The sequence below is a fragment of the Schaalia odontolytica genome, assembly GCF_031191545.1.
GTDB lineage: Bacteria > Actinomycetota > Actinomycetes > Actinomycetales > Actinomycetaceae > Pauljensenia > Pauljensenia odontolytica.
In genome coordinates, this window is sequence record NZ_CP133472.1 from 846,623 (window position 1) to 858,887 (window position 12,265).

The 12,265-nt window shown below is 65.0% G+C and carries 13 protein-coding genes; 6 read left to right on the top strand and 7 right to left on the bottom strand.

Annotated features, from left to right (window positions below):
* Positions 1 to 172: 172 nt before the first annotated feature.
* From RDV55_RS03590 to RDV55_RS03620, 7 genes are all read right to left on the bottom strand, one after another.
* Entirely contained in the window at positions 173 to 2,641 is a 2,469-nt protein-coding gene (locus tag RDV55_RS03590; RefSeq protein ID WP_165835862.1) for an ATP-dependent Clp protease ATP-binding subunit, read from the bottom strand.
* Positions 2,642 to 2,925: 284 nt separating this feature from the next.
* A complete protein-coding gene (dtd, locus tag RDV55_RS03595) occupies positions 2,926 to 3,453 on the bottom strand; it encodes a D-aminoacyl-tRNA deacylase (RefSeq protein ID WP_111824067.1) in 528 nt (175 codons plus the stop codon).
* Positions 3,453 to 4,607 carry a CAF17-like 4Fe-4S cluster assembly/insertion protein YgfZ gene (gene ygfZ, locus RDV55_RS03600; protein WP_373462910.1) on the bottom strand — a complete coding sequence of 385 codons (1,155 nt, stop codon included), beginning with the start codon at positions 4,605 to 4,607 and terminating at the stop codon, positions 3,453 to 3,455. The genes dtd and ygfZ overlap by 1 nt, the downstream gene beginning before the upstream one ends.
* Before the next feature lie 7 nt (positions 4,608 to 4,614).
* Positions 4,615 to 5,274: a heme-binding beta-barrel domain-containing protein gene (locus RDV55_RS03605; RefSeq protein ID WP_111824069.1), complete on the bottom strand. Its 660-nt coding sequence runs from the start codon at positions 5,272 to 5,274 to the stop codon at positions 4,615 to 4,617.
* Between the two features lie 115 nt (positions 5,275 to 5,389).
* A complete protein-coding gene (locus tag RDV55_RS03610) occupies positions 5,390 to 6,310 on the bottom strand; it encodes a hypothetical protein (RefSeq protein ID WP_174703828.1) in 921 nt (306 codons plus the stop codon).
* A gap of 600 nt (positions 6,311 to 6,910) precedes the next feature.
* Entirely contained in the window at positions 6,911 to 8,191 is a 1,281-nt protein-coding gene (locus tag RDV55_RS03615) for an adenylosuccinate synthase (protein WP_111824070.1), read from the bottom strand.
* Between the two features lie 96 nt (positions 8,192 to 8,287).
* Entirely contained in the window at positions 8,288 to 8,782 is a 495-nt protein-coding gene (locus RDV55_RS03620) for a DUF456 domain-containing protein (protein WP_111824071.1), read from the bottom strand.
* A 165-nt stretch (positions 8,783 to 8,947) separates the two neighbouring features.
* Here RDV55_RS03620 and RDV55_RS03625 point away from each other — a divergent pair, with 165 nt between their 5' ends.
* The 6 genes from RDV55_RS03625 (at position 8,948) to RDV55_RS03650 (ending at position 12,265) form a co-directional block, all read left to right on the top strand.
* The gene (locus RDV55_RS03625) at positions 8,948 to 10,168 is read left to right on the top strand and encodes a hypothetical protein (protein WP_111824072.1); all 1,221 of its coding nucleotides are present in this window, start codon (positions 8,948 to 8,950) and stop codon (positions 10,166 to 10,168) included.
* On the top strand, positions 10,165 to 10,578 hold the full coding sequence (locus tag RDV55_RS03630) for a hypothetical protein (RefSeq protein ID WP_111824073.1): 414 nt from the start codon (positions 10,165 to 10,167) through the stop codon (positions 10,576 to 10,578). Before RDV55_RS03625 ends, RDV55_RS03630 begins: the two co-directional genes overlap by 4 nt.
* A gap of 25 nt (positions 10,579 to 10,603) precedes the next feature.
* On the top strand, positions 10,604 to 10,894 hold the full coding sequence (locus RDV55_RS03635) for a WXG100 family type VII secretion target (protein WP_111824074.1): 291 nt from the start codon (positions 10,604 to 10,606) through the stop codon (positions 10,892 to 10,894).
* A 91-nt stretch (positions 10,895 to 10,985) separates the two neighbouring features.
* Positions 10,986 to 11,336, top strand: coding sequence for a hypothetical protein (locus RDV55_RS03640; RefSeq protein WP_245907741.1), 351 nt, complete (start codon positions 10,986 to 10,988; stop codon positions 11,334 to 11,336).
* The gene (locus RDV55_RS03645) at positions 11,333 to 11,920 is read left to right on the top strand and encodes a hypothetical protein (RefSeq protein WP_111824076.1); all 588 of its coding nucleotides are present in this window, start codon (positions 11,333 to 11,335) and stop codon (positions 11,918 to 11,920) included. The genes RDV55_RS03640 and RDV55_RS03645 overlap by 4 nt, the downstream gene beginning before the upstream one ends.
* 27 nt (positions 11,921 to 11,947) lie before the next feature.
* The gene (locus RDV55_RS03650) at positions 11,948 to 12,265 is read left to right on the top strand and encodes a hypothetical protein (protein WP_245907743.1); all 318 of its coding nucleotides are present in this window, start codon (positions 11,948 to 11,950) and stop codon (positions 12,263 to 12,265) included.

The window sequence follows — 12,265 nt, forward strand, 5'->3', positions numbered from 1 at the left end:
ATTGCTGAGTAGTGCCCACACAATAGTGTGGCACAACTTCAACCCAGCCTAATAGTTAATCAAAATCTATCAGAGACAGGATTACTTAACAACTAGAGGGCGGCTCGCCGCAGAACGAAGGGCCGCCCTCTAGAAAAGGCACTTTGTCAGCTTCAAATAATTGGCGAGTAAATCACTCCCCGTTGAAGGTGAACGCGCGTTCCTTTCCTTCTCCGGTGACGCCAACGGTGACAACCTGACCGGGTTGCAATTCTCCGAAGAGGATGCGCTCGGACAGTGCGTCCTCGATCTCGCGCTGGATCGCGCGGCGCAGCGGACGCGCACCCAGGACCGGGTCGAAGCCGACGTCAGCAAGCAGCTCGCGCGCCTCGTCGGTCAACTGCAGGCGCATGTCCTGAGCCTCCATGCGCTTGGCCAGCTTGGCGATCATCAGATCCACGATGCGAGAGATCTCCGGCTTGGTCAGCGGCGGGAACACGATCGTGTCATCAACACGGTTGAGGAACTCGGGACGGAAATGCTGCTTGAGCTCCTCCGCGACCTTCGACTTCATACGACCGTAGTCGTGCGTCGAATTGTCCGCGGTCTGGAAGCCCGTGAGGACACCCTTGTTGATGTCTCGGGTACCCAAGTTCGTCGTCATGATGATGACGGTGTTCTTGAAGTCCACCTTACGACCCTGCGAGTCTGTCAGGCGGCCCTCTTCCAGGATCTGAAGCAGCGAGTTGAAGATGTCCGGGTGAGCCTTCTCGACCTCGTCGAAGAGGACAACCGAGAAGGGCTTACGACGAACCTTCTCCGTGAGCTGGCCCCCCTCGTCATAGCCGACGTAGCCGGGAGGAGCACCGAAGAGGCGCGAGGCCGTATGCTTCTCGGAGAACTCCGACATATCCAGCTGGATCAGGGCATCCTCGTCGCCGAAAAGGAACTCGGCAAGGGCCTTGGCCAGCTCAGTCTTACCGACGCCGGTCGGGCCGGCGAAGATAAACGAGCCGCCGGGACGGTTCGGATCCTTCAGACCCGAGCGCGTACGTCGAATCGACTGGGCAAGAGCCTTGACGGCCTCATCCTGGCCGATAACACGCTTGTGCAGCTCGTCTTCCATCTTGAGTAGCTTCGCGGTTTCGGTCTGGGTGAGGCGCACGACCGGGATGCCGGTCGACATGGCCAGGACCTCGGCGATCTCCTGATCCCCGACCTCGGCGATCTCGTCGGATTCGCCACCCTTCCAGGCCTCTTCCTTCGCCTTGCGCTCCCCGTTCAGCTTCGACTCCTCGTCGCGCAGCGACGCGGCCTTCTCGAAATCCTGGTCGTCGATGGCAGCCTCCTTGTTGCGGCGAACCTCGGCGATCTTCTCATCCAGCTCGCGCAGCTCCGGCGGGGCGGTCATGCGACGAATGCGCAGTCGCGCACCGGCCTCGTCGACCAGGTCGATAGCTTTATCCGGGAGGAAGCGATCCGAGATGTAGCGGTCCGCCAGCTCGGCGGCCGCCTGGATCGCGGCATCCGTGATGATAACGCGGTGGTGAGCCTCGTAGCGGTCGCGCAGACCCTTCAGGATCTCGACCGTCTCATCGACGCTGGGCTCCTCAACCTTGACCGGCTGGAAGCGACGCTCAAGGGCAGCGTCTTTCTCGATGTACTTGCGGTACTCGTCGTTCGTGGTCGCACCGATCGTCTGGAGCTCGCCGCGGGCCAGCATGGGCTTGAGCATCTGCGCGGCGTCGATGGATCCCTCAGCGGCACCGGCACCCACGAGGGTGTGGATCTCGTCGATGAACAGGATGATGTCGCCGCGCGTACGGATCTCCTTGAGGACCTTCTTCAAACGTTCCTCGAAGTCGCCGCGGTAGCGCGAGCCCGCCACCAACGAGCCCATGTCGAGGCTGTAGATCTGCTTGTCCTTGATGGTTTCGGGCACGTCGCCATGCACGATCGCCTGGGCGAGGCCCTCAACGACCGCCGTCTTACCGACGCCGGGCTCACCAATCAGGACCGGGTTATTCTTCGTGCGACGCGACAGAACCTGCATGACGCGCTCCATCTCGACGCGCCGGCCGATGACAGGGTCCAGCTTGTTCTCACGGGCGGCCTGCGTCAGGTTGCGGCCGAACTGCTCAAGGATGGCAGAGTTGGAACGCTCGGGACCACCCGAACCGCCCACGCCCGCACCCACGGATTCGCGCCCCTCCTCGTCACCGCGCTGGTAACCGCTGAGCATCTGAATGACGGTCTGACGCACCTGCGCCAGGTCCGCGCCCTGCTTAGTCAGGACCTGGGCGGCCACGCCCTCACCTTCCTTGAGGAGGCCGAGCAGCAGGTGTTCCGTGCCAATGTAGTTGTGGCCCAGCTGCAGGGCCTCGCGAAGGCTCAGCTCAAACACACGCTTAGCGCGGGGAGTGAAGGGAATGTGACCCTCAACCGGCTTCTCACCCTCGCCGATGATATCAATGACCGAGGCACGGACGGCCTCGCCCTTGATCTCCATCGTCTCCAGGGCCTTGGCTGCGACGCCCTCACCCTCGGAGATCAGCCCGAGCAGCAGGTGCTCCGTGCCGATGTAGTTGTGCTTGAGACCGCGAGCCTCGTCCTGCGCGAGCACGACGACCCGGCGAGCGCGGTCGGTAAAGCGTTCGAACATGCCTCTCCTCATTTCACAGGACGGGCATTTCGCCGAGCTCGGCGTACACCCGTCCCAGTTGACTGGTTACAGCCTACGGAAAGCTCCCGCGCCGTGCGCGCGCTTTCGCCCTGGGCGCATGGGCGGCCCTCACGTTGTGCTCCCACGGCACAAGTCGCGCGCAATTCGATGGCCCAAACGTTCACTACCGTCCAGACACGTTGCAATTTCAACGATGCTTCGTCATTGCTTGAAAGATTGTCGCAGACAATGCGTGCGAGATTGTCAGGGGCTAGGACGCGGCGCTAGGCCTCGACGAGGACCGTGAACGGCCCGTCGTTGACCAGCGAGACCTCCATTATCGCCCCAAACTGGCCGGTCTCGACGTGCAGGCCCCGGCCGCGCAGGTCGGCGACCACCGCGTCGACAAGGGGCTCGGCCTCATCACCGGGGGCAGCATGAGCCCACGAGGGGCGCCGCCCCTTGCGGGTGTCCCCGTACAGCGTGAACTGGGAGATCACCAGGATCGGCGCGCCCGCGTCGGCGGCCGAAAGCTCGCCGTCGAGGATGCGCAACTCGGCGATCTTGCGGGCCACCGTGGCCACCTGCTCGGCACCGTCGCCTCGCTGGACCCCCAGGAGGACGACAAGGCCCTGGCGCTTCTCGCAGCCGCTCTCCCCCGCCGGGACTGCTGGGCCCTGCCCACCAACGCCGGACGCTGCGGTCTCGCGGCGGGCACCGGATTCGTCAAGGCTGTCGAAGGCGAGGCGGCCGACGACGCGCCCGCTGACGCGAACCTCGCCGGAGGTAGCGCGCTGGATGACGGCGCGCATCAGCGCGACCCCAGGGCAGAGCCGAGTCCGCCAAAACCCGTGGAACCACCACGCTGTCCCGCCTCGCGCGAGAGGTCGGCACCCGGGCGGGTCTGGGGAGACACGGAGGATTTGCCGTGAACGGGCACGATCTCCTCCTGGGCGGCAGCGACGCCGTCAATGTCGAAGACCGTCGTCACGGGCACGGCGCGGGCGACGAGCGCGAGGGCGATCGGCCCCTCGTCCGCGTGGCGGGCCGAGGAGGTAACGACGCCGACCTGGCGACCCCCAACCTCGATGGGCGTGCCGGGTGCGGGAAGGTCGCCGCGCGAGCCATCCAGCTGCAGATACGTCAGGCGGCGCGGAGGACGACCCAAGTTGAGGACCCGGGCGATGGTTTCCTGTCCGCGGTAGCATCCCTTCGTCGTGTGGACGGCGCTGCGCAGCCAGTCCAGCTCGGGCGGGATCGCGCGGGCGTCGGTCTCGCGACCCAGGCGCGGCTTCCAGCCGGCAATACGCGTGGCCTCCCACGCCAGGTATCCGGCACGGCGGCGCGCTCCGCCCTCCGGGCAGGAGGCCAGCCACTCCGCCTCAAAATCATCCGCCACCTGCCGCGCAACAGCGTGGCACATCATCGGGGTGCGCGCGCCGGGGTGGCGCTCACCCTGGAAGTAGGCGGCCCCGCCCTCCACGACGCCGGGCCACGGGTCCTCCCAGGTCCACAGGTGCCCGGGCAGGCCGGCCACCGCCTCGGGCGCATTCGCACCCGCACGAACCGAGGAGAACACGGCCACGTCGCGCTGCTCGACGCTCACGCGCAGCGCGAAACGCATCGCCTCCAGGAAGGAGGCGAACCCCGAAACGTCGGAGCGCTCGACGATGAGGTGCAGTACCTCCCCGTCGTCGCTCACGCCCGCCCAGTGTTCGACGCGCCCCTCGGGAGAGAGGATCAGCAGCTCGCGGCTGACGCCGGGGACGAGGTCGGTGACGATCTGGGAGGCCAGCGACGTCACCCAGGTGAGGCGGTCCGCGCCTGAAACGTCGATGACCGCCAGGTCCGGGCGGCGCACCAGGCCGCGCCCTCCCTCGAGGGCCCACTGCTCCCCCGACGGATCCCCGAAGTGCGCGGTCGCGCCGAAGGAGGCCACGGCCTCGTCGATGAAGTCCTCGGACATCTCTGGCTCAGACAAGGAAGCCCTCCTGGCTCTCGTCGATGCCTTCGATAACCTCGCCGGATTCGGTCGAGGCCTGCTCGGTGCGCATGAGGCGGCCGGAGATCTCAACGTCGGCCTCGTCCTCGCCGTCAAGGGTGCGCTCCTGCGTCCACATGAGTTCGCCAGCGACCAAGCCGAACATACGACCCAGGTGCGTGAGGCGGGTGGCGTCTGCACAAAGAGCGATCGCCTCGGAAACCATCTGCACGCGCGGGCCAACGCTCACGCCATCCCACACGGCGCTGTGGCCCTCGGTGGACGCGGAGGTCGCCGTGAACTCGCGGGGGTTGTACTGGCCCGGCGGCGGCAGCGGCGCGTCGGAAGGGACGACGGACACGTACAGGGTCTCTTCGCTGATCAGGTCGCCCTTCTTGATTGCCGACAGGCCCTTCGCTGCGTCCCAGGTGGGGTCGATCGGCTCGGAGGCGACGCCCGCGTGCACGCGGGTCACCAGGCGCATCTGCTCGCCGACGACGTCGCCGCGGATCTCCTCAATGACGGGGGAATCTTCGGCGGGCGCGTCTGCCGGTGCGCCCGGGGCGGCGTACATGCCCCAGCCCTCCCAGGTTCCAAGCATCCACGCGACGGGAGCGACGAGTGCGGGCAGGTCAGCAGGTATCACCATCATGGCTCCAGCCTAACGCGTCGACACGACCCTCACCGCGCGAGCCGGGGCGCGCAGCTGGGAGCGAAAAGGGACGAGTCCGGGCCCGGTCGCGCGGTCGCCCAGCCGTCGGGGGAGCTCAGATGCCGCCGATGCGGATCATCGCGTACACGGGCAGGGCAGCGACGAGGAACTTCGCGGCACCTCGTCCCAGGACGTTGGCGAGCTGGGCGGAGGAGGCCCGTTCCCCAAGGAGCGCGTCCAGGACCGACACTGCGAAGCCAACGCCGAAGCCGGTGACGCCGCCGAGCGTCAGGAAGGCTGCGAATTCACCGAAACGCTTTGCGATGAAAGGGAAGACGACGGGCAGCAGGTCCGAGGTCTCTCCGAGGAACCAGGCAATCGACGCGGCAACGAGGCCCGCGATGATGCCGGAGATCATCGCGACGGCGACGCCGGCCTTCGCGCTGCGCCCAGCGCGTGCCGCAGCCGCGCCGACGATGGCGATCAGAGCGGCCATGGGGACGATGACGGACCAGCGCTCGTGGACGGTGAGGGAGACCCACATGGACCCGGAGGTGACGATGAGAAGCCCGGTCACCGACGAGGCGAGAGCCGCACTCAGGGCGGTGGACCCCCAGTGCTCGCTCGTGCGCCCGACGGAATGATCACGGGGCGCGGGCGCATCCAGGATCGTCGCCGCGACCAGGGCGACCAGGGTGATGCCCGTCAGGGGCACGGCGATGTCGAGGTTCTTCCAGTAGGCCACGCCCATGGGAGTCAGAGCCCCGCCCAGGGCCAGGACCGCCTGCGCGAGCCACGGCATATGCAGGCGCGCGAGGCTCGGCCAGCCGAGGGCCAGCAGGAAAGAAGCGAAGGCGACGATGGGACCGACGGACCAGCGAGACCCCGGCAGCCACCACGCGACGATGGTCGCCGCAGCCAGCAGGGTGACGGTGAAGGTACCGATGCTGTTGGGAACGTGGCGCGTGGCCAGGGTGTCGCGGCGGCGCCCACGGTCTCGGACGGTTCGCGGGCGTGTGGGCGGGGTCGATGTCATGCCTCCATCGTCCCACATGTGTGCACTCGACGAGGCCGGGGCCGCTCACGCGGGTCGGCCCGAACGAGGAGGCGGCCTGGTGTCGGCGACATGTGACGCAGCCACGGCCTCGGCGACGACGCGACGGCTGTGGCGTACGCCCCGTGTGGGTTGATGCACGCCGCCACGGGATGCAGTCGGGCGGAGGCGGCCGTAGAGTTTAGGGGCACGCCGGACCGGTATGCCCCGGGCTCCAAACTCTGCCGCTACGAGCGGCCTTCGCGCCGACAGGCGCATTCGGTTCGGCGTGCCTCGTCATCTCCGCGCGCCGACGCGCAGCCTGCACACCACCACCTCACGACACGGTTATCCACGTGTCCACCATGTGAGTTCCGCGCACTCACTTGTACTCACGTGGGCCCCTTCCCCCGCACGTTAACCCGACGACCTGCACGTGGGCAGGGCCGCCCACGTGCAGGTCGAGGGGTTTACGTGCGCATAAAGGGGTTTACGTGCAGGTCATCGGGTCCACGTGCGGAACCCATGCGGGACAACAACTATCCACACACAGCGGGGCCGGTGCCGCATCGCAGCACCGGCCCCAAACGCTTCAGGCAACCGTCACTGAATCGGGTAGCGCACGATCGTGGCCTCGCGGCCCGGCCCCACGCCGATGGACTGGATGCGGCAGCGCGACAGCTCTTCCAGGCGCTTGATGTAGTCCTGGGCGGCGCGTGGCAACTCCTCAAAGGTGCGACACTGCGAAATGTCCTCGCTCCAGCCGGGCAGCTCCTCGTACACGGGCACGGCGGCCTCGAAGCCGGCCTGGTCGAGGGGCATCTCCTCGGTGACCACGCCGTCCACCTCGTAGGCGACGCACACGGGGATCGTGTCGTAGCCGGAGAGCACGTCGAGCTTGGTCAGGCAAATGTCGGTCAGGCCGTTGATGCGCGTCGAGTAGCGCATGACGACTGCATCGAACCAGCCGGTGCGGCGCGGGCGCCCCGTGGTCACGCCGAACTCGCCGCCCTTGGCACGCAGCGCCTCGCCGACCTCGTTGTCCAGCTCCGTGGGGAACGGGCCCTCGCCGACGCGGGTCGTGTACGCCTTGGCGACGCCGATGACGCGGTCGATGCGGGTCGGGCCGACGCCGGAGCCGGTGAGCGCCCCGCCTGCCGTCGGGTTGGATGAGGTCACGAAGGGGTAGGTGCCGTGGTCGATGTCGAGCATCGTGGCCTGGCCGCCCTCGAAGAGGACGGTGTCGCCGCGATCCAGCGCGTCGTTAACGACGAGGGACACGTCGCACAGCATCGGCTTGATGCGGTCTGCGAAGGAGAGCAGGTGGTCGGACACCTCGGCGGGGTCGAGCACCTCAAGGTCCACGGCCTCGAAAATGTTGTTCTTGGGGGCCAAAGCGGCCTCGACCTTGGCGCGCAGCTCCTCGGGATGGAAAAGGTCCTGGATGCGCAGGCCGATACGGTTCATCTTGTCGGCGTAGGTGGGGCCGATGCCTCGTCCGGTCGTGCCGATGAGGTTGTTGCCGCGCGCACGCTCGTTCGCCTGATCCATGAGGCGGTTGTACGGCGGGATGATGTGCGCGTTGGAGGAGATGAGCAGGCGCGAGCAGTCGACGCCGCGCGCGGTGATGTCCGCGAGCTCCTCGAATAGCACGTCCAGGTCGACAACCACGCCGTTGCCGATGATGGGGGTGACGCCTTCGGAGAGAATTCCGGCGGGCAGGAGGTGCAGCGCGTACTTTTCGCCGTCGATCACGACGGTGTGGCCGGCGTTGTTGCCTCCGTTGAACTTCACGACGAGGTCGGTGTGCTGGCCGAGCTGGTCAGTGGCCTTGCCTTTGCCTTCGTCGCCCCACTGGGCGCCGAGCACGATGACGGCGGGCATGAGTATCTCCGTTAAGTTGGGTGAGTCGCGCGGGTGCACGCAACGCATCCATCGTACCGGAGGAACGACGAGGCCGGGACCCCCTGGCTGGTCGGCCTAGTTTCCGGCGGCGACCAGGGCGACGCCCACCCCCCACAGGGTCGCGCACGTGAGGGCAGCGATCAGCTCGATCGCGATCGTCCATCCGAAGGCCTTGAGGGCGTGGAGGGTGGCCGTCCAGGCGCTGGCGGTGTCGCGGCTGCGCAAGTATTCAACGACGAAGATGGTGGCGACCATGCCGAGAACGAGGCCGAGGGGCAGGCCAATAAACCAGCCGACAACGCCGCCGACGGCTCCCCACACGAGCGTGGACTGAGGGATTCCCGCCTTGTTCATACCGCGGGCGGGGATCACGTATTTCAGGACCATTCCGAGGAGCAGGACGGCGGCGGCGATGGCGAAGATGATCCACGCGGCGCGCGTGCCGGTCATCCACGACCACACGAGGATCGCACCTCCGACGACGGGCGCGGAGGGCCAAACCTGCACGACCGCTCCGATCACTCCGATGAGGATGACAATGCCGACGATGACGGTTCCGAGGACGCTCATGCGGCGATCATACGTGCGCGGAGTACACCCCTCAAGAAGGCCGCCACGAACTTTGACTGCCTGTGCTATTTTGAGTGAACACCATGATCGAGTCACCGCTGAGCGCCATGGCCCGCCACATCGGTGAGGATGCACCGTCAAAGATTCGAGACATAGCGAGGGAACATGCCTTTATCTGTCGAATACGCGGACCTGTCGCTGGCGCAGCAGGTGCTGGAGCGCCAGTCCTCCGAACACCTCGCAAACATGCGGTCATTCCTGAAGGAATGGTGCAGCTTTGGCCTGGGCTCCGAAGCCTCCGGTCTTATCCTGATGGCGTTCTATCCCTACAACGAGGCTGCCGCAGCAGCAGGCGATCTCGTCCTCGGCCTCCTTGAGAAAGCTCATGGCGGAGCGGCCGATCATCTCGGGCAAACCCTTGACGCGTACATCAGCGCTGACGAACAGATCCATAACGCATTGGCTATGGCCACCCAGGCTCTCGGTGGCACTGCACTCCCCTTTAACGATCCTCATTCGCAACTGCCCACACTCGGTGCCGCGGAGCAACGAGCATCGAAGTGGTACGGCGGTGCTGACCCCCACGTGATCGAGCAGATGGGGCAGGACATCGAAGCGCTCCGCGATTACGCTAAGGATCTTCCCGGCCGGCTCAATCAGCGGGTCGAAAAAGCGATGTCTGCGAATCGCTCGATTTCAGAGGCACAGGACGCGAGTTCCTACCTGGTTCCTCCCGAGTCTCCGACATCGGAGATGGAGAATCTACGCTGGAAGGCTGGGCCCATCCTCGGAGCCTACGACTGGCTTATTGAGAAGCTGACCGGCATCTCATTCCTGAACGACATCATTTTCAAGTACACCGTCGGCGACTGGCGCGTCGTAGATCGCGCTAAAACTGCCTGGTCTGAGATCGGCGATGCACTCGTCGCCATCGCTCAAAACGACTCTGAAATCCTTCCCGCCCTGGCCGAGTGGACCGGGAAGGGCTCGGAGGCAGCCAATGCTTTTATTGCAGCCCTCGCCATGGGGACTCAGACGCTACAGGGCGCAACGAGCGTAATGTCGTTGATTCTCACCGCCGTCAAGCTGGCCATCAAGGAAGCTGCAGACGCAATCGGCCAGGTGCTCATTGATCTCCAGGTCGCTTGCGTGGACATCCTCATAGATGCTTCCGTTCCCATCGCAGGATGGATCAAGGGCGTCATTGATGTCGCGAGGTACGCCTGGAAGATCACGAAATGGATCATGAAGGCCTACAAGATCATCAACATCCTCTTTGATATTTTTGAGTCCATAGTCCAGGGCAAGGATCAACTTCTGGAGACCCGTATCACCCTATCGAACCTCGCAGAAGCGGCAGCACGAGGGATTGCAGCACGAGCATGACTAACCAGGACTATTTCACCAGGATTGAAGAGCTGATGCGTTCACTTCGAGACGTATCTGAGAGCATTACGCGGGAGCGTCAGCAAGACGAGCGCGATAACGCTGAACACAGGCAGGAACGCGCCGAGGCTGCCCGAAACGGAGAGCTCGGTGCGGACTGGAAAGAGATTCAGGAACGCATCGATAAAGGCGAGACAACGCTGAGTGACGTATTCTCCGGGAAGGATACGTCCGAGGCTGCAGACGCTCTCCGACAAACAGCCCAGCAAAACATCGCTCGAGCGATGCGGCAGGCCCGTGAGGAAGCAGAGGAAGAAGATGAAGAAGACCCCTTCGCAGCTCTCCAGGAAAGCCTCGCCGCTATGAGCGAAGAAACCCAGCAACGCCTCCGCACTATGCGGGGATTCTAAGAAACCGCTATTCAAGGAGGCAACCGTGGCAGATCTCTACGTCGACGAGGGCGAACTTCAGTCCCTGTCTAGCACGCTCAGCCAGCGCGTGGATCACATGGAAGCGATCATTGACAATGTTCCCATGACAAGTGCCTACCTCGCCAACAACTGGGAAGGCGAGGCAGCTCGCGCCGCATTCAACCGCATGCGCATGACCGAGGAGGCTCTCCGTGAGACTGCGGAGGCGCTCTCTCGCGCCCGGCAGCTCCTCGACGAGGCGATCCGGACCTATGAGGAAACGGAGCAAACAGTCTCGTCACTGTGGTCGCTTTGAGAGTGTTCTTGCCGGCCCCGCCATCTTTCAGCGCCGCCCCATGACGGTGTTCAGCGCTTCATCCCCACCGGCGGAGCCTACCGCGCGCTGCGTGACTTTGTGGCGCGCCATCGGCATCGAGCCTGAGACCACCATGATGGCTGAACGGTTCGCAAACCTCGGATGGTCGGGTGCCGAGGCCATGGTCATGCCCGGCGGGTCCGCCCCGTCGCACAACCACGGCCACGACACCCTTCTGGATGGCGCCGAGATCTCCCCAGGCCTCGCGTTGGGTGGACTCGCCATCCACCTGTCGACGAAGGCCGTACGTGCGCAGCTGTACCAGCCGCACAAGAACCGCATCGTCGTCGCGGCGCACCCCGCCCCCGACTACCGCGACCAGATGCACGGCAGCATCCTCGATCCCACCACCCAATTCATTCCGACCAAGGAACGCTCATGAGCACGACTCCCCCGGCCTCGACCTCGAACAGCCTCCTGAACCGAGAGCGCTACTTGTACGCGCAGCTGGCGACCGACCCGCACCAGGCGGTCCAGCGTTGCGCCGACTACTGGGTGTCCACGGGAGCACGGGACGGGACGCCGGGGATGAGCGAGCAGCTCGCTAGCCACGGGTGGGTCGGTACCGAGCTGATCACCGGCTCCGACGCACGACATTTCGCCATGTCATCATTCATTGACAACCTTCCGGTCATCGGGCTCTTCCCATCCCTGGCACCCAAGTCCATCAAACGCGCACGCCAGGAGCGCAAGCGCATCATCATCGCCGCGCGCCCCTGCTCGGTGGGCGGTCGGCCGGCCTCCGAGCTGTGGTGCTTCGACGGCGAGGTGGTATCGATGGACCCGATGGTGTCCAACGCCTTCATGGACACCGCCCTTCACGATCTGACCAACGCGCTCCTCGCACAGGGGCTCCTGCTGGGTCCCCCCAAGCGCTTCATGGGACACGACCTGCCCAAGGATCACCTGTTCAGCTTCAGGAGCGTCGCCCTCATGCGAAGGGCCGCGAAGAGAAATAATCGATAGTGCCACTGCGGAGAACACTGTGATCTCTTGTGTCTCAACCGCGCCAAGCAAGCCGCCATCACGAAGATTTACGTGGACATCATCGCACGCACGATCGAAACCGAAGCGGGGCCGATGACCGAACTGTGGTGCCTCGCTGATTGGGCGACGCAGATCAACCTTAGCGGCCTCGTGAACAGTTACATCGAATCGTCGATGCGCTGGCTCGAAGAGTCCTTCAACGCGCAGGGCATCCTGTCCGCCCCCGTCCGTCACCTCGATCACAGGGACATCGAGCCGGACTTACCACTCTCGGTCCCCGAACTTAAGGCGATGCGCAAGACCACCAAGAAGCTCACACGGTAG

Bases quoted from the DNA above. Each gene is read 5' to 3' on its own strand.
- RDV55_RS03590 (WP_165835862.1), bottom strand. From the start codon at position 2,641: ATGTTCGAACGCTTTACCGACCGCGCTCGCCGGGTCGTCGTGCTCGCG.
- dtd (WP_111824067.1), bottom strand. From the start codon at position 3,453: ATGCGCGCCGTCATCCAGCGCGCTACCTCCGGCGAGGTTCGCGTCAGC.
- ygfZ (WP_373462910.1), bottom strand. From the start codon at position 4,607: ATGTCCGAGGACTTCATCGACGAGGCCGTGGCCTCCTTCGGCGCGACC.
- RDV55_RS03605 (WP_111824069.1), bottom strand. From the start codon at position 5,274: ATGATGGTGATACCTGCTGACCTGCCCGCACTCGTCGCTCCCGTCGCG.
- RDV55_RS03610 (WP_174703828.1), bottom strand. From the start codon at position 6,310: ATGACATCGACCCCGCCCACACGCCCGCGAACCGTCCGAGACCGTGGG.
- RDV55_RS03615 (WP_111824070.1), bottom strand. From the start codon at position 8,191: ATGCCCGCCGTCATCGTGCTCGGCGCCCAGTGGGGCGACGAAGGCAAA.
- RDV55_RS03620 (WP_111824071.1), bottom strand. From the start codon at position 8,782: ATGAGCGTCCTCGGAACCGTCATCGTCGGCATTGTCATCCTCATCGGA.
- RDV55_RS03625 (WP_111824072.1), top strand. From the start codon at position 8,948: ATGCCTTTATCTGTCGAATACGCGGACCTGTCGCTGGCGCAGCAGGTG.
- RDV55_RS03630 (WP_111824073.1), top strand. From the start codon at position 10,165: ATGACTAACCAGGACTATTTCACCAGGATTGAAGAGCTGATGCGTTCA.
- RDV55_RS03645 (WP_111824076.1), top strand. From the start codon at position 11,333: ATGAGCACGACTCCCCCGGCCTCGACCTCGAACAGCCTCCTGAACCGA.